The organism is Novipirellula methanifontis (assembly GCF_052161655.1).
In the GTDB taxonomy this organism is placed as follows: Bacteria; Planctomycetota; Planctomycetia; order Pirellulales; family Pirellulaceae; genus Novipirellula.
The window spans coordinates 9,397,617-9,415,091 of the sequence record NZ_CP197418.1 but is presented as its reverse complement, the minus strand read 5'-3'; the positions used below and the strand labels follow the sequence as shown (position 1 = coordinate 9,415,091).

11 protein-coding genes are annotated in these 17,475 nt (G+C 54.8%); 5 read left to right on the top strand and 6 right to left on the bottom strand.

From position 1 onward, the window contains the following. Positions 1-22 precede the first annotated feature (22 nt). The 5 genes from SH528x_RS33490 to SH528x_RS33470 all read right to left on the bottom strand — a co-directional run bounded on the left by SH528x_RS33490 (position 23) and on the right by SH528x_RS33470 (position 4,117). The gene (locus tag SH528x_RS33490; protein ID WP_442507764.1) at positions 23-817 is read right to left on the bottom strand and encodes a flagellar biosynthetic protein FliR; all 795 of its coding nucleotides are present in this window, start codon (positions 815-817) and stop codon (positions 23-25) included. Beyond that, positions 817-1,080 (bottom strand): flagellar biosynthetic protein FliQ, encoded by a 264-nt coding sequence (locus SH528x_RS33485; RefSeq protein ID WP_442512227.1) that lies wholly within the window; start codon positions 1,078-1,080, stop codon positions 817-819. The genes SH528x_RS33490 and SH528x_RS33485 overlap by 1 nt, the downstream gene beginning before the upstream one ends. A 14-nt stretch (positions 1,081-1,094) precedes the next feature. Beyond that, positions 1,095-1,838 (bottom strand): flagellar type III secretion system pore protein FliP, encoded by a 744-nt coding sequence (fliP, locus tag SH528x_RS33480; protein ID WP_442512226.1) that lies wholly within the window; start codon positions 1,836-1,838, stop codon positions 1,095-1,097. Between the two features lie 219 nt (positions 1,839-2,057). Next, the gene (locus SH528x_RS33475; protein WP_442507763.1) at positions 2,058-3,029 is read right to left on the bottom strand and encodes a class I SAM-dependent methyltransferase; all 972 of its coding nucleotides are present in this window, start codon (positions 3,027-3,029) and stop codon (positions 2,058-2,060) included. A gap of 89 nt (positions 3,030-3,118) precedes the next feature. Next, on the bottom strand, positions 3,119-4,117 hold the full coding sequence (locus SH528x_RS33470; protein WP_442507762.1) for a bile acid:sodium symporter family protein: 999 nt from the start codon (positions 4,115-4,117) through the stop codon (positions 3,119-3,121). Between the two features lie 202 nt (positions 4,118-4,319). On the opposite strand from SH528x_RS33470, the gene SH528x_RS33465 reads away from it, so the two are divergent. The 5 genes from SH528x_RS33465 (at position 4,320) to SH528x_RS33445 (ending at position 13,477) form a co-directional block, all read left to right on the top strand. Beyond that, entirely contained in the window at positions 4,320-5,672 is a 1,353-nt protein-coding gene (locus SH528x_RS33465) for a hypothetical protein (RefSeq protein ID WP_442507761.1), read from the top strand. Positions 5,673-5,982: 310 nt separating this feature from the next. Beyond that, positions 5,983-6,249, top strand: a complete 267-nt coding sequence (locus SH528x_RS33460; RefSeq protein ID WP_442507760.1) for a hypothetical protein — start codon at positions 5,983-5,985, stop codon at positions 6,247-6,249. A gap of 561 nt (positions 6,250-6,810) precedes the next feature. Further along, positions 6,811-8,067, top strand: coding sequence for a hypothetical protein (locus SH528x_RS33455; RefSeq protein WP_442507759.1), 1,257 nt, complete (start codon positions 6,811-6,813; stop codon positions 8,065-8,067). Between the two features lie 490 nt (positions 8,068-8,557). Next, positions 8,558-12,106, top strand: coding sequence for an HD domain-containing protein (locus SH528x_RS33450; protein ID WP_442507758.1), 3,549 nt, complete (start codon positions 8,558-8,560; stop codon positions 12,104-12,106). A 141-nt stretch (positions 12,107-12,247) separates the two neighbouring features. Next, positions 12,248-13,477: a hypothetical protein gene (locus tag SH528x_RS33445; RefSeq protein ID WP_442507757.1), complete on the top strand. Its 1,230-nt coding sequence runs from the start codon at positions 12,248-12,250 to the stop codon at positions 13,475-13,477. 404 nt (positions 13,478-13,881) lie between these two features. Here the strand turns inward: SH528x_RS33445 and ccsA are convergent, their stop codons facing one another. Further along, a complete protein-coding gene (ccsA, locus tag SH528x_RS33440) occupies positions 13,882-17,472 on the bottom strand; it encodes a cytochrome c biogenesis protein CcsA (RefSeq protein ID WP_442507756.1) in 3,591 nt (1,196 codons plus the stop codon). Positions 17,473-17,475 lie beyond the last annotated feature (3 nt).

Genomic DNA, 17,475 nt, shown 5'->3' with positions numbered 1-17,475 from the left:
TGTTGCGGTTACCTTTTCTGCGTTACCAAATTTTGCTGATTTTTGCTGCCGCGTCCACTAATTCTTGCTCGAAAATCAATCCCACTGAACCGATCGTCAGCGTCGTCACCACGAGTAGTGCCAACGCGTTGATGCTAAGCCCGATCGCCAACACGTTAATTTGCGGCAGCGTTCGGCTGATCAATCCGGTTAACACGTTGCTCAGCAGCAGTGCCGCGACCACGGGGGCCGAGACACGAATGCCGGCCGTCATTCCAGCGGTCATTTGGTCGACCACCAACGTCATCATCGATTCGTCGAACGTCACTTTGCCCGCGGGCATCGCTTCAAAACTGTCGACCAAAATCCCCAGCAACATCCGGTGGCCACCGAGTCCCAGCATGATCGCCGTGACCAGTAGCCCGATCAAACGAGCCAGCGTTGGCATACTGCTTGACGTGGTCGGATCCACGGCATCGCCCAATTGCATGCCGCCCGTGCCGGTGATCGTTTCGCCAGCGAGTTGTAGTCCAGTAACGATCAATTGGATGGTTGATCCAATCAATAATCCGATTAGCCCCTCGCGAGCCACGGCGATCGTCAGTTCAATTAAGTTGTCGATTCGGGGCAGCGATTCATTGTCGACGTGGGCGGCCACCGGCGGAAGCAATAACATCGTGATTGCAATCGCCAATAACGCTCGCACTCGCTTGGGGACTCCCACACCGATCGCGGGCATCGAAATCAACAGCGTACTGAGCCGCGTTAATACGAGCACCCCGAGGACAAGATGATCGATCGCCCATTGAACTAGCGACGGAAAATCGGACGGTTCCATTACGGCGACCCTGCGTTCTCAAACACATTTCGGGTGAATTCGACCATCCGGCTCATCAACCATGGCATGCAAGCGATCATCACCGCTGCCATTGCCAGAACCTTCGGAACAAACGCCACCGTTTGGTCTTGGATCTGTGTCAGTGCTTGCAACAAACCGATTAACAATCCGGCTCCCATACCGACGATCAACATCGGGGCCGCAATCACGACCGCAGTCATCAATGTGGTTCGGCAGAGGTCGACAGCAGTAGGAGCGTCAATCACAAACGTAAGCCTTAAGCGAGAGTTCCAAAACTGTCCATCAACATCTGAACCACCAAACGCCATCCGTCGACCAAAACAAACAGCAGTAGTTTGAACGGCAGTGAGATTACCGCAGGGGGAAGCATCAGCATCCCCATCGAGATCGTCACGCTAGCGACGACGAGATCGACAATCAAAAAGGGCAGGTAAATCTGGAAGCCCATCAAAAATGCAGTCTTCAGTTCACTCAAGATGAATGCCGGTAAAAGCACTCGCATCGGTACATCGGCGAACGTGCTCGGCAGCGGCGCGTCGGGATCCATGTAGCCGTAAAATAAATGCACGTCTTCATGATTGCCGGCCACGTCGATTTGATTGGACATGAATTCACGAATCGGAATCGAACCGGCTTCGTAAGCTTCTTCCATCGACATTTTGACGTCGGGATCGGTGTACGGTTTGACGGCGTCTTCGTAGACACGCGTCCACACCGGAGTCATCACGAACAACGTCATGAACATCGCGATACTAGTCATTACCTGGCTCGGCGGCAATGATTGCAGCCCTATCGCTTGTCGCAACAGTCCAAGCACGATGATGATGCGGACATAACAAGTCGTCATCAACAAAACGGCCGGTGCTAGACTTAGCACGGTTAGCAGCAGCAAGACTTGCAAGCTGCTCGCCAAACCTTCGGGGCTAGTCCATTGTTCCGGACCGCCACCGAGGACGTTCAGCGATTCCGCAGCGATCTTGACAGGTTCTTGCTGCACAATCGTCGGCTGTTGAGCCGCTGCGGTCGGCGCATGCACCAATGCAGTGATCAGCAGAATCAGTTGTATTGCAAGCAGTCGGATCAAACCAACGTCGCTCCATTAACGTGGACGCCTTCGGCATAGAGACTCTCGGACTTTAGGGAAATTTGCCAAGAAAGCGAAAGAGCGATTCGGCCCACCTGTTCGTCGACCCTGCAACTGTGGGAAGCAGGAACGCGACTACTTCACAATCCGCCAACAGCGGTGGATCCGCCGATTTCGATACTCTTCGGGGACCGTTTGGTTACTGATTTCGTGGATCGTCGTCGCCGGAACCTCCGCCGGATCAAACTTAAATCCGCGGAAATTGTTCGAGAAATAAATCACTCCGCCAGGGCTGACGAGTGCTAGCAATTGATTTAAGAACGGCACCGCACAGGTTTGCACGTCCCAGTCGTTTTGGGTGCTCTTGCTGTTGGAAAACGTCGGCGGGTCAAAGACGACGAGGTCATACAGTTCAGCGGGTTTGTGATCTTTGATGAACTGAACGGCATCGATCGCGAAATATTCGTGTTCGGGACCATCGAAGCCGTTTCGCAGCATGTTCACTTTGGACCACTCGATGTAGCGTTTGGACAGATCAACGCTGGTCGTCTTTGCGGCGCCACCCGCAGCGGCATAAACGCTGAACGAACCGGTATAGCAAAACAGATTCAGAAAATTTTTGCCTGCGGCGACCTCGCGGACCATTTGCCTTGTCACACGGTGATCAAGGAATAACCCGGTGTCGACATAGTCGGCCAAGTTGACCAGGAATTTCAGTCCTCCCTCTTGGACTTCAATCCGCGAATCGGTCTCGGCGACCTTTTCGTGCTGTTTGGTTCCCCGTTGCCGTTCGCGTTTCTTCAAGTAAACGTTTTTCGCAGGAATTTCCAGCGTCTCGCCTGCGGTTTTTGCCATCAAATCGAGCCAATCGGAATGCTCGGCCGGTTCACGATCGTGCGGCCGTTCGTACTCGGTGATGTGCAGGTTGTCTTCGTAGCGATCGACCACCAATGGGATTTCAGGGATATCGCGTTCGTACAGTCGATAGCATGTGATCCCGCGACGCGTGGGATAACGCCGCAAATGGCGAGCTCTTTTGCTCAACCGAGTCGCAAACAGTTTGGCTTGTTCGATCGTTTTTTCGGAATAGGAGGAGCTGTTCTTCATACAGATCGGTTTGAGAGGGTATCCGAAAAGGGGTCTGACCCTCTCCGGTGAGGCAAAAAACTCAGCAAAAACGACTCGCCTCCAAAGGGTCAGACCCCTTTTCGGAGACTCTCTGAGGTTTCTTCGTTTGATTTCGTTTTGGATTTGCTGGCATCTGACCAGTGACTGGCAATCATCGTGTCGATGACCAATTGGGTGAAGTGGTACATCAGCATCGGGATCACGCTGACGCCACAATCGATGGCGATTTGCAGCCCAATCGTCAGCGTTTTTTGGCTGCCGGCGATCCCGACCGCAATCTGACTCTCGCGGTCCGCCTGGAGCATGCGTGCCAGGAAGACGCCAAACACGAGTGCCGCGACATGCAGCATCGCCACTGAGACAAAAAGCTGTCCGATTTGGATGCCAAATAGCGAGGCATTCTCCTGCATCGCTTCGCGTACGACCATGGCGCTCGCGATCGATCCGAAGCCCACCATCGACAGAATACCGAGCTGGGCAAGGAAGGATAAGCGGAGCTTTTGGCGGTCCGCCCATTCCGCAAGTCCTACCATCCGCATCGTTTGCGCCAATACGATGGGAATGACTACGACTAAGGTCAGATTCCAGACCTGATCAGTCACCGACAGTTCCGTGGTCTTTGCTAGCACCAAGGCGACTCCGATTGGCACCACCGCGATGCAGGCCAAATTGGTAACGACGGTCGTCATCAATGCGATCGATTCGTTGCCACCCGCTTTGCGTGTCCACACGGCAGCCGATGCGAGGGTGCAGGGGACCAGCGATGCGACGAACAAACCGCCAAAGATCGGCGCCGGCAAATAGGCCCTCATCGGCCAACACATCAGCGGCACGACGGCGATATTGATCGCGATTGCTAGCAGGGTTGGCAGCGGTTTGCGAAGACTTTGACGCACCGACTGGGCGGGCAACGAGATCCCCATCGTACCCATCACCGCAAACACAATCGCACTGCGTAATGTCGTCATTTCTAACAGCGGAGTCAGTGCTTCGCTAGCAAAGAAACCAATGGCAAAGACCAACACCAGCGAGATCAGAAACCAATGTGATTTTAGCCTTGCCCACATGTTGTAATATTCCCAAACGACCTATCGGCAAGGAGGGCAATGAACTTAAGATTCGGACGTGTCTATCGCTGTTCGCTAGCGTGCAGGGTATCAGAAGCACCCGAAGCTTCCGAGGCACACTGCAAACGGACTCGTATGGGTCCGGAAAACACGGTTTTTTACGTCAACGGTTTCGGTCGCCCCCGCAGGGAAAGGATTCCCAATGCATGAACGGACACAACGAGCCTTTGCTCGCTTGGTGTTCGTTGTCTGCTGCGCGTTGCCGACTTCGATCGTTCTGATGACGATTCTGGTGACCTGGACCCCCTGGTATCACCGCCATTGTTTGCGAACGATTACAGCGTCGATCGCCAAGGACACGGGGTTCGACGTCGAGATCGAAGATTTTGATCGCCCTAGTCCCTCGCGATTGGAACTGCAAAACGTTCGATTGTTGGATCCAGAGACGAAACGCGAAGTTGCCAAGGTCTACAAGCTCACCTGGACCGAAGTGAACGATGGCGTTTCGATTGTGCTGCATCAACCCGAGCTGCAGTCTTCGGAGCTAGGCAATACTTGGCGATTGGTGCACGACCGATTCTTGTGCCAATCGATTTGTGTTTCGACGCCGGTCCGTTTTGCGGCCAACGACTTGACCCTTCACAGCGACACCGGGCCGATGACGCTTCGTGACGTCGATGCTTGGATCGAACCGGGCAACCCATCGATGATCGGCAGTTCCACCCGCGCGACGATCGAATGTTTGCCCACTGGCCAGCCCACGGATCGCGGTTTTCGCATCGAAGTGGTTCGCGATCGCAGCGGGGTGACCCCGGTGACGACGTGGACACTGGAAACGGGCGACACCGCCCTGCCCTGCTCTGCCCTGGCTCCGTACAGCAACGCGATGGCGATGTTAGGCAGCGATGCCACGTTCTCAGGAATGATGCGATGGTGTGTCGAACCCGATGGATGGTGGGTCGATTTGAGCACGTCGCGATTCGATCAGGTTGATTTGGCTCGGCTGTTTCAGCGACTGCCTCATCAGTTGACCGGCAACGCCAGTTTACTGTTTCGACGCGGCATGATTCGTCCCGGTAAGACGGTCGACGTGATTGCCGAGTTGCGTGCCAAAGAGGGTTTTGTGGGGACGTCGCTATTGGCGTCGATGCAGCGAGATCTTGGCATGACCGTCGTGACCGACACCACAAGTGCACGTCCGGTTCCCTACGACCACTTGGCAATGCAGTTTCAGATCTTTGGCGCCAAGATGACGCTTGATGGGATCTGTCGCACCGAGCAAGGTTATGAAGGGTTGCCTGCCGGCGTGGTCTTCATTGCCGACGGCTACTCGATGGTACAAGCTCGTGAGTTGGAGATGCCCGCGATCGAGTTAGCCAAAGCGGTCGCACCGTCGCACAGTGTGTTAGTACCGATGTCCGAGCAGACCACCCCGATGATGCAGTGGCTATTGCCTCCGAGCCGAGCGCTTCCAAGCGACGCCACGCATTCGCCCTCGCCGCGAATCCAAACCGCTCAAGAATTCAGCGGCGGCCCCACGATCAGCGAACCGTAGTCGCTGTTTAAGAGGAACTGGTGCGGATCACTAAGTTTATGCACACTGCGTGGGTCCGGCGCAAGGGACGTGCTGTGTCCACAGACGTCTCTTCCTGTCGTTTTCCCAAGCCGCAGTGGCAGCGACAGCATGTAGCCTGGGACGTGAACCCCAGGGAGACTTCGGTAGCCGGGCAAGACGCTTTCAGAAAGAAAGGATATAGGTAGGAAGATTAGGGGTAAGAAGATTCCAGGCAGAATGCATTTTCCTACCCCAAATCTTCCTACCTAATCTCCTCGAGTCGTGATCCCGCGTTACGCATCAAAGCATAATGGGAAATCGTCGGAAATCGGGGAAATCGGTACCAGCCACCACGTCTGTCCAAGCTCGTGAGTTGGAGATGCCTGCGATCGAGTTGGCCAAAGCGGTCGCACCGTCACACAGCGTCATGGTGCCGATGTCCGAGCAGACCACGCCATTGATGCAGTGGCTATTGCCTCCAAGCCGAGCGCTTCCGAGCGATGCGAGTCATTCGCCCGCACCGCGAATCCAAACCGCTCAAGAATTCAGCGGCGGCCCCACGATCAGCGAACCGTAGTCGCGTTGTTTGCTGGTTGCATAGGTTCGTGTCTGTGAGCCGAAGGACGTGAGGCCTCGGGTTGGATGCGGGTTAGAACGCCACTCTGATTGCACCGGATGCCGCAAAAAGCCCGGCCGCCAACGCGTCTCGGTTCAGCGGAATGACGCTGCTGCTGGTGGTGAGGGAGATTGGAAAAGGCAAAATGAAAAATGTGGAAGGTGTCGGCCTGCCATTGGAATGATCCCAGCGAATTCGTTTGCAATGGACAAGACATGAGAATGATGTGGCAGTAAGTTGTTCGCACCGAATTTACAACACTTCAGGATTCAGCGGAGGTCCAACGGTAAGCGAGTTGTAGCCGCTGTATCATGAAAATCGGTATGGGGGACCGCGTTTGTGTTCTTTTCTTACGCTGTGGGAATGACGACGCGTGCAAAATTGGATAAAATCAGTAGCGAAGCAATTTCAATTTGCCGGTGGTCGAAAGATACAAGATGTATGGCACGTGACAGAATTCCCTCTCAGACCGAACACGAGGTGCTTACGCGGTCGGGACGACGATGCTCGCTATGCTGGGGGTTGGAGCACGACCTTGGCGTAAAGCAGATTCAAATCGCTCACGTCGACCGCGACAACAGCAATAACGAGTTCAATAATCTGGCACCATTATGTTTGCCGCATCATGATCTGTATGACACCACTCCTAGGCAAACGAAAAAGCTGACGCCCAAAGAACTGGAACTCTATCGTGACGAAGTGTATGACATACTCGCCAAGCGAAAAAGGATTATTTCTAGTTCATTGACGAATCAGCAAGGGAATCGTACCTATGCAAATACGGATGCGGAGCGTCTTGGTTTGCTTTTAGAGGCCTTTGACGAAGATTCGGCAAGGTCCAATCCTAATGGACTAAGGCTCCTACATTTGACAAAGCAATTTGCCTTCGTCGATGGGGATTTCGCCGCTGCTCAAGAAGGTGTCAAGAGTCTGTTGCGTTTGATTGAAAATGACGACAGTATCTGCGGCAAAGGCTCGTGTTTTATCTCTGGACAGAATGCGCTTCCAGTTAGCTCACCCGAGGTGGCTTTGGGGAAAGTGCTGCTAGAGTTGTCCAGGCTTGATGGAGTATTTTTTCTGAGCCTTTCTCGTTTGCTCTCGCAATATGCATTCAGCGAGGAAGTGAGAGGTTTTTCCAACTTGACGATTGATGATGTGCCCAGCAAAAAAGCCGCTTCAATCTGTTCGTCGCTCTACGGGATAGCAGTAGGGAAATTTGGAGTGTGCGAAAAATGGGCGGTTGATGTTGTAATACGCGAGCTAGTGGACTTCGTATCCCGTATGACCATTGCATATGCGTTGCAAGGGCACGATATTCCTGATTCAATCGAACGTCGCTACTATTCCGCTAGCGGTGAAAGAATTTCGCCTGGCCCTAATTTTCTTGGCGATACATGCGACGATGATTGGCACGGTAAGAATCTTCCTCCGGATGCTTGGTTCGCGTGTGTGAACATTGTCGCGAGGTTCACCCCAACGGTGTTCTCAAGTGCAATCAAGCACGTGCCGGAGAAATTGCCCAGTCGGACGGATCTGTTCGCAATGGAAGATAGCTCGGAAAGTGTTTCGGTAAGGAATGTACGCAATCTGGCTGATATGTGGACAACCGTTTGGGACGCAATCATGTTTGGGAAAATTGTGGTCGCGACGGAACGTCAACTTCGCGATGTCCGAGAACACATGGACGAGTGTCGAGCAATTGCTGAATGTGGGTTGGCTGGACTTCGGCATTGCCTAAATGATGAGCATCGCCTTCTATGGAAGAAGCAGAAACGGTAAAGAAGTTAAAGGGCCTTCTGGTCATTTCGGCGTTGCACTTGAGGCTCTTGGGAACGTTGTTTTCTCAGCAACGAGAAAGCAAACATTGTTGTCATCGCGTTGCGACTGTTTAAATCGAATTCATCGCTGAAACCACGGACTTATCGTTCGTGGCGGGTGCATGTCATTGCGTCGCAAGTTGAAGGTCGCAGCGGCACACCGTGTTTTACTTAGACGCAAGCTTGCCTGGCCAGCCAAAACGGTTCCGGACCCGTTGTCCTTCACAGCTGCGATGCCATTTGCTCGCCGTTTTTTGAATCCGGTGGAGAAATGAAAATTTGCGAAGCACCATAAGCGGACGCATCGCCCTTTCCTCTGATTTGATTGTTGGAGGAGCATGCATCGAGTCCGGAAATTCAATTCAGGACGCTAGTTTGTCACAGCCCCTTACGACTGTTATTCTGTCGGACTTCAATATCCAACCGCAGCCAGTAACGAGCAATCCAACCCAATGCCAGAACATCAGGCACCTCTCGCAAAAGATTGCAACGAATCGCAATTTTTCCAACGGCTTCGGACTCTCACTTCTGAATCCGACAGCACGTCGCTGGCAAACTTGCTCAATGCAACGAAACGCCTGCTGGAATCCGCCGACGCAATCAGCAAACAGATTGTTCGCTACCTGCCTCAGTTCACGCTGCACGACAGTACGCATCTTTGGAACGTCCTCAGCTTTATGGAGGAATTGGCGGGAGGCAAAGAAGGCATGCAGCGGCTTGGTGCGGGTGACTGTGCCATGGCAATCTGGGCAGCGTTCATTCATGACCTTGGCATGGTTCTGGAATCTGAGGAACTCGCCGCTCTGGATGCGGTCGACGAGTATGACTCCAGCGTCGAACCGAGTCAGAAACCGCCCGACGAAAAAGCGGAAGCTTGGCATGCCTATCGTGACGGCCACGAACACTGGGCCACGATTCGGCAGGCTCCCAATGACCAACGCAATCGCATGCGGCTGGGGATCATTCGTGCCGCCTTCATCCGCGACTCGCACGCCAGGGACGATGCGCACTCGGGGCAATGCCGGATCGATGACTGGCTGAACTTTTTGGCGGCTGGCGACCGTCTGCTGGCTCAGGCTTTGGATGAATACGCGATCTCCGATCGAATTGTCCGGGTGGCGGTCAGCCACAATCAGGACATCGGCTGGCTTCCGCGGCAGCTCAACCAGCTGGGCATCTCCAAGCCACACGCCGAACCCCTGGGAGCAGAGCTGGGAACGGTTCACTGGACATGGATCGGCTGGCTGTTGCGACTTGCGGATGTGTTCGACTGCGACAAGTCGCGAACACCAAAGGTTCTGTTTGACCACGGCGGGATCACTGATGTACGCAGCAAGACCGAGTGGCAAAAGCATTTGGCGATTCGCGAAGCCCCGCTCTGGGAAGCTGATGCGGATAGACGGACGCTGCTGTACACCTGCCACAAGTGCCCGAGCCCGAACGTTGAAAAGGCCATCCACCAGATCATCGGATGGATGAACGACGAAATCGAGAAAGTCCGGACGGCCAGCTTTGCAACTTCGGATAAATCTCGGCCCGTACTTCGCCTGCCGTCGCAGGCCCGAGTGGACATCAAGCGGCGCGAAGGCGGATATCTGTATCACGACATGGAATTTCGCCTGAATCGTGATGCTGTGGTCGAACTGCTGATGGGCGAGAGTCTGTATGGTGGCCCGGAACTGGCTTTACGCGAACTGGTTCAAAATGCGTTGGATGCGGTACACCTGCGTGACCAACGCTATCAATTAGCCGTGGCACTGAACGCGGCTGGCAGCAAGGAAAGGCCTCGTCAGCCACACCAGTCGTGGGATGGGCAGAAGCCGGAGGTCAATGTGTCGTGGGGCGAAGAAGACGGACGCCGCTATGTTCGCGTGCAGGACTCCGGTGTCGGAATGACCGTCGGGACGATGCGCCGTTTTTTGACGCAGATCGGAAAGAGCTATTACAAGTCCGACGACTTCCGCGCCGAACAGGAATTGATGCGTCGCAACGGCATTCTCTGCACAGCAATCTCACAGTTCGGCATTGGCTTTCTGTCAGTCTTCATGCTGGCTGATGAGGTCACGATTTACACCCGGCCCGTGGGGGTTACCGATGGAAAACCTCCATCGGACGGAGCAATGCAGGAGACCGCTCGCTTCCCCTTCCGTGCCGAAATTCACGGACCCCACGGTCTTTTGGCTTTCTATCCAGACAAAACTGCAACTTTGCCGGGGACGAAGGTGACGATCTGGTTAAAGGATAACTTTGTGCTGCCCGACTGGAACCGCGAAGTGCTGATTGCACGTCTGCGACAGGAGTTCTACCAACTTGATCTTCCCGAAGAAGTCAAAAGCGTGCTTGAACAGCAGCAGCAAGAGATTTCTGCTCCGCAGCAATTGCTTGATCCAGGTTTCGAGATCAGCCGCTTCATTGTCTGGCCGCTGTATCCAGTCAAGCTGTCAGCGGCCGCTCAGTCGGATTCTCTCGTCGTTGATGACTCATTTCATTATCGCGAGTTGGTCCCACTCGATCGTATGGCATTGAAGGCCAAGGCTGAGGAATGGGAACATGAGATTCCGGAGATCGAGGATACCGATTGGCGTGTGTGCGACTGGACCGACAAATCCGTCGTACAGAACGCTGTGGAAGCCACTGGCAGCAGGATTCGACTGATCGCTCCCCATCCTGAGTCGAGTCCTGAGTCATTTACGCCGGCGGAGTGGACTACCTTATCGGAGTACTTGCCATCGGGCCAGCCGCGACTCTTGCTGAGTAGTTTTACGGAACCTCAGCTACCGAATTCACTAACCCGTTATCAATGTCTCGTAAACGGTGTTCGCATCGTACCCGGTTTTGTGCCAAATAGTTCCGAGCGTGACTGCAAACTGCCACAAGTTATCGAGCAATTACCAGTGCTTCCGGGTGAAGGCGGCTGGGTGTGGATTGACCTACGCGGGGCGGCCATGCCACGACTGCGGGCAGACCGATCCGCACCGATTTCCACCCAGCCCGAACCGCCCGACTGGCGTGGGCTGATCCAGCGTTGGAACACTGAACTCCCCGGTGACGCCCCCGCTTGGCTGATGAATCAAGTGCTCTACATTCAAAACGAACGCCCGCAGCGGATCACAGCGGAGCACCCAATTCGAGTGGGGCTTAGGCAGATCAGCCCCCTACTCGTCGGACCGCTACTGTTAGGTAGGTCTACCATTTTAAGAAGCGCCAACCACGTTATGGCTGAAGATCCGGGACAGCACGTCGCCCTCGACTTCCCTCGCGCAGTCGCCCGCGTCCTCGATCGCACCCGCACCCGCTACCACAACCGCGCCCTCAACCGCGCCGCAGACCTCGAACGTGCCCTCGACCGCGCCCTCGACTTCGCCCATGCCCTCGACCGCGACATCCACCTCGACCTCGACCTCGACCGCGATGCTTTCCGAAGTCGGGCGGGATGGCGCGGTGTTCTCGTCTTCGCGGGTGTGGAAACTCATCTAGCATCCGAGGCGATCGGATTCGACCGCGATGAAAGTCTCCCTGCAATGGGGCTCATTGGCGTCGGCTCGCGGACTGACTTGCGACTCGTAGGCCCAATTCATGCAACAAATTCGCTGTATGCCGGCACGCCGCCTGCTTGGCTCCGTGCTTATGATCTGACGCTTCCTTATACCGCGTTTCCCTTGGACGCGTTACGGGCACGGTTTCCTGAATGGGCGACGAAACACGGCCCCCGACTGACCTACATGCTCCCGCTCCTGCTTGGCGAGGAACCCAGTAAGAGTTGGCGTGACAGGCCGAAAAAAGATCGCCCAGTCGATTCACTCTTGCTGTTCTTGCCGAATCCCGATCACTGGGAATGGATGTTCGCGGACCATTCACGTGAAGAGTGGGCCGAGGGATCTGCATCGGCCCTATGGGATCTGAAGACAGGAAAAGTCCTATACGCCGACGGTATCCACACGGCCGCCTCTATCCGAAAAAAGGGCGTCGGCAAACCACTGCTTGACTGGTTACAGCAATAGCCCCAAGTTGGAAAGGCGATTGCATAAGTCAAACGCAACAGGCGTCGTTTCGTATCGGCGCTGAACTTAAGACTCCTAGCTCTTTTGTGTTAGCATTGACTTACTCGGCTATGCCAGTTCCTACATCACGGCGCACACACCATGAAACATCGCTTGAAACAGTTCTTCAAAATCTCGATCGCCTTGATCGCCGTTTTGGTAATCATCGCGGCATTTTTGAGCTGGCGATCGTTTGCCGAGGTCGAAGCTGCTCTGAAACCGATCCGTGATCGAGGTGAGCCGGTGTCGCTCGCGAATTTGCGGGCAGCTCCCGTCGCCGAGGACGAAAACGCCGCGACCTATCTCAAACCCATCGCCACAGAAGTCGAACAAGTCGTCAACGAAGCCTACCCGATTGCTTATTCCGATGACTTCTCCTGGCGTAACGGGTTGACGGAGGGTCAGATCGCAAAACTGCGTCAGATCTTTGACACGCATCCTCAGCTGCCCGGCGAAATCTCGCTGGCATCGCACTGCGACAACCTCATTTGGCCGCTCGATTTCGAATCGACGCCAAACGAACTGATGGAGCAGGTAGTGCAAGTGAGCCAAGAGGTACGTGCGATTGCACGGCTGCAGGTTATCCGGACTCGCTACCTCGCTGCGATCGGAAAGTCGGACGACGCGGTTCGTGTTTGTCTCGAAGAACTGCGACTGGTTCGGCTTCAAGCGGACACACCGTTGCTTGTGTCGTGGATGGTCAACATGGCCTGTCGTCGTGAAGTTTTGTTCCAGCTGAACGGTATTCTGCAAACGGAAACATTGACGCCTGAGACGCATGCTGAGATCGAACGTGAGTTGGCTCAGCAACAGCTGGCAAGTCATTTCACGCAGACACTCAAGTCTGAACGTGCCTTCGGCATCGAGAGCTTTCGTGGATTCTCGATATTGGCTGCCTCTTTGACTCCGCAATTAGCGAATTACATCGAATACATGAACGAGCAAATCGAGGCCAGTTCACGGCCACCGAACGATCCAGCGTCGGCAACCAAAGTGACCGCCGTCGGCATGACCACGCTACTTGTCCCAGCGATCGATAGCGCACGTGACGCTATGGAACACACGCTTGCGACGGAACGTTGTTTGAGAGTTTTCAATGCGATCCAGTCGCGTCGGGAACCGACGTCTTCGGTTGACCTACATGATCTCGGGTTACCCGCCGAGGCGATCCTCGATCCGTATAGCGGAGAAACGTTACTGACCCAGTCCGCCGAGTCCGGCTGGATCGTGTACAGCGTGGGCGAAAACGGCAGCGACGATGATGGTCAGATCGAGCCTGACAACGTGACGAACAAGTCCGCGGATATCGGTGTCGGCCCACCATCCGAATAACGCCAGCGGAATCGAGCAGCATTGCGTCCCCGCTTGGCGGCAGCATGTAGGCTGTGGCGTGTGAGCCGTGGGCCGTAAGGCACCGGGTAATGCGTGGAACCCGGCCGCACACGCGCGAGCGGCTCACTAAATCAACAAGCCGGTAGCCCCGGTTGGATGGTGACGAAACCGTGGCTAGCGCCAAAACGGCTAACGAAGTCAGTTGTCATCTGAAGGGAGCACAGACAACATTCGGTAAGAAAGGTTATAGGTAGGAAGTTTCCAGGCAGAATGCATTTTCCTGCCCCTAATCTTCCTACCCAATATCCGCGAGTAGCGACCACGCGTTTTGCACCAATCTCACTGTCTACTGAGACCACTGCCGTCGCTACCTCAGCTCGGTCCCATGTGCGGGCCCGCAGCTATTACGCCGATTCGAGGTCGCTTGGTTTACGACCGAACGCGATCCCGGCGATGATAAAGGCGGCTTGGCTTGCGATGTACAGACTCAACCACATCAGAACGCCGGAGGTGAATCCGTAGCTGTGCAGTCCGATGCCTAGTTCATTAGTTCCGAACCAGCTCCACGTGGTCACGATGTTGCCACCAATCGCTAGCACACAGAAACCGCGTGCTTTGACCATGCCGTCCCAGCGAGCGTGCAGCATCAGTGCATTCCAAATTACGATCAACAAGGCCCCGTTTTCCTTCGGATCCCAGCCCCAGAAGCGGCCCCAGCTGTCGTCGGCCCACAAGCCACCTAAGACTGTGCCGACGAAGCTAAACAGGATTCCGAAACAAGCCGCGCCGTAACACATACGGTACAGGTCTTTCATCGCCTTGGAGTCTTTGCCAACCCAGCCAGCCAGCAAATAGCCTATCCCGAGCGTGCCGGCGACCAGCGTGGCGACATACCCCAGCGTGACGCTGATCACATGAGTCGCCAACCAGAACTGTGTATCCAACACTGCTTGCAGTACCGGCATCGTATCCCCGGTGTTCAGCCCATAGGCGACCAACAGCGACATCATGCCTGCGAATGCGGACAACAAGTTGCCGGTGCCGTATTTGAAAATTCGTTCGACTACTAAGCCAAACAACACGGCGGCCCAACCGATGAACACAGCCGAGGAATAGAGGTTGATGACCGGAGCGCGACCGGTGATCGCCACGCGGCACAAGATCGTAAACGTGTGAATCGCTAACGCAATTGCCAGTGTTCCCCAAACGGCTTGTCGCATCCGAGGCAAGTGGAATAGAAAGTAGAACAGCGCCAAAACCGTCGAGACGAGATACAGAAACATCGTTACGCCGGTGGGCCAATTCGATTGCATCCATCGTTCCAACGAGACCGTGCCTTTGTCATAACCAGGGATGCGGTAGCTTTGCACAGCGGCGAGATGCTCATCCACGGCGGTGTTAAAACCGACTGTGTCCATGTCACTGTACGCTTTACTGATCTCACCAAACGTCTCGATCGAAGGCTGAGGTGTCGCGCCGGTCCCGAGCGAAGTTTTGACCATGTCGAAAAATGCCGGTGCATAGGCCGACCACTTCGGGTTATCAACCGATTCGTCCGCAACGTTTTCGGCGGGCGGGATCACGGCCGGAGCCGGCATCTTGGCTAAGCTTTCCATTCGCATTTCAAGTTCACGTATCGCGAACATTTGACGATCTTGTTCACTGGTCCCCTCGGGAAAGAAACTGTCGGGGATTCGCGACGGAGTCGGGATGCGAAACGCTGCAGCGGTCAACGTGTATTGCCGCGTACGACGATCAAGTTCAATCAACTTCTTTTCTTTGAACGATTGATGGATCGCCTCTTTTTTACCCGCGGCTTCGACAAGCTTTGATGCTTCATCCCATTGCTCACGAATTTCGTTCAGTGAATAGAGTTTGCTTTTGCGTCGCTCGAGCCCCAGTTCGCTGCGCACTTCTTCGGCATCGATGCGGAACATCGGTAAATCATGAAGCGAGGGATCGTCGGTCGCGACTTCCATCAACCACTGCATCGCCGACACCGAACGGCCAGTGGTGTGGTCTTGGATCTCTTTCGGAGCGGTATCAAGCGATAGCGACTCGCGATTGCTGATCGCTTTCAGGGTTTGACGTGCGTAAGCGTCCAGCGGCATCACGCGGCCACCGAATTGAGTCGGTATCTTGCCAGCCGTGTAAAAGTCGAACTGCTTCATCCGTTCGTTTGGACGCATCGAATTCATCACGGCGGGCCAAGGAATCAACATCATCAGTGCGATCCCAGCAAACGCGCCGACGGTGACAAATACAGGCCACCTTGAGGTCGGCGTTTGATTGAATTCAGCCAACGCTGCGAGCTCTTTGCGGTTTTCACGTTCACGGCGATCCAGGAATCGAGTCAGCGTGCCAAGGAAGTGAACCAGCATGCCGAGTGCAGTGATGCTGCAGGCGACGTACGGAATCAGCCAACCCGAGTTGCGGACGACTTGAATTCCGGTCATCTCTTTGCCGCCGGGAAGTGGCGTGTAGTTGGATTGATAAAACGTTTCGCCGCGATAGCGAAGCGGATTGTTCATCCACACGCGGTCTTTGCGGTCTTCGCCGGTTTCCGTATCGATGATGCGGATGAACGACGAGTAATCTCGCGGCGTGTCGCTGCCGCTCCAGTTCACGCGGCGAACGTCTTCGAGTTGAACCCAATACGGTTTCACTTCGCGATGAAAACGCAATCCAATGTCATAGCTCTTCTCATTCACCGTAAATGAATCGAAGTCATCTTTGACCGGTTCACCGGGGATCAACATTTCGCGATCCGAGATGACTTGGCTCACCAAGTGCGTCGCGATCGATTCGCCCGATGCCTTGTCGATCAGTTCGACGTAAGCCGAGGGAACATTGATCGCTCCGTCGGTGCCGCCCGCCTTGGTCACGGGGATGGCTTTGACTTCCAATCCGATCCCGGCGGTAGCGATGTTGTCTTTCTCGTCGGCTTGTTTGAGCGTTGAGTTGGGGAAGTATTCGATCACTTTGACGTTGACCGGAAGCGTCTCGTCTTCGATCAATGAACCTGATGTTGCGGCTTGTTGCAAACGACTTGCAGGGATCGCGATGATGTTGTCGATGTCATCGAGTCGTTCGATAAAGGTCAACTCGGCCGCGTCCAGATTGATCAACGTGTTGGTCGATTCGCCTTCGACCAGGCTGAGGCGTTGTTCAAGTTGGCGGTCTCCAAAAGCAAATTGGCCGACCATCAAGAGTCCCACGCCCAGGTGCAACAGTACGTTGCCCCCTTGTTTGTTGAAGACCAGCAGACAGCCCGCCAGCAGTAGTCCGCCGACGCCTAAGCCTTTGGTCAATTGCCAAACAATCCGCAAACCGGGATCACCGATGCGGAAACCGTAGAACAGGGCTGCCAACAAAACCAGGATCAACAGTCCGCCTAATTGGTACAGCAGCATCGCGATTCTCGCGTTGCGAACTTGGGTTCCCCAAGCCACCGCACCGGCGGCCAGCAATCCGTAACCGACTAACACACAAACCCACAGAGCGTCATAGGAAATCGGTGGCGTGCCTTGCAATCCGTCACTGTTATGTCCCGCCATCACGACGAATCCGGTGGCGATGAAACCGGCAATCAAAAATGCAACGCCCAGCATCAACTTTGAGCCGCTGGCGTTGATCTTGAAACGCGTGATTTTTGCCGCGACCAAATTCACCATCAACATAAAACCGATCAACGCCCCGCCCGGGAACGGGATCTTGCCCGGCAATGGCTCGCTATGACGATAGAACGCTTGCGGGACAAAGTCATCAAAGTGCAACATCGCGACCCACGACAGGAAGTATCGCTGCTTCACCTCTAACATGTTCATCTCGTCTTGGGCGAGCGTGCCCACGAGAACGATGATCAACGACAACGCGAAAAGCGTCACTGTCAATTTCAGCGATCCGAGCCAACGCAACGTGACATGACTAAACTCGCCGAAGGAATCTTCGGTCTGATGATCGATGTATTGGGAATGCGTGGTGGTCGTAGCCATAAT

Bases quoted from the DNA above. Each gene is read 5' to 3' on its own strand.
- SH528x_RS33450 (WP_442507758.1), top strand. From the start codon at position 8,558: ATGCCAGAACATCAGGCACCTCTCGCAAAAGATTGCAACGAATCGCAA.
- SH528x_RS33490 (WP_442507764.1), bottom strand. From the start codon at position 817: ATGGAACCGTCCGATTTTCCGTCGCTAGTTCAATGGGCGATCGATCAT.
- SH528x_RS33475 (WP_442507763.1), bottom strand. From the start codon at position 3,029: ATGAAGAACAGCTCCTCCTATTCCGAAAAAACGATCGAACAAGCCAAA.
- ccsA (WP_442507756.1), bottom strand. From the start codon at position 17,472: ATGGCTACGACCACCACGCATTCCCAATACATCGATCATCAGACCGAA.
- SH528x_RS33470 (WP_442507762.1), bottom strand. From the start codon at position 4,117: ATGTGGGCAAGGCTAAAATCACATTGGTTTCTGATCTCGCTGGTGTTG.
- SH528x_RS33445 (WP_442507757.1), top strand. From the start codon at position 12,248: ATGAAACATCGCTTGAAACAGTTCTTCAAAATCTCGATCGCCTTGATC.
- SH528x_RS33460 (WP_442507760.1), top strand. From the start codon at position 5,983: ATGGGAAATCGTCGGAAATCGGGGAAATCGGTACCAGCCACCACGTCT.
- SH528x_RS33465 (WP_442507761.1), top strand. From the start codon at position 4,320: ATGCATGAACGGACACAACGAGCCTTTGCTCGCTTGGTGTTCGTTGTC.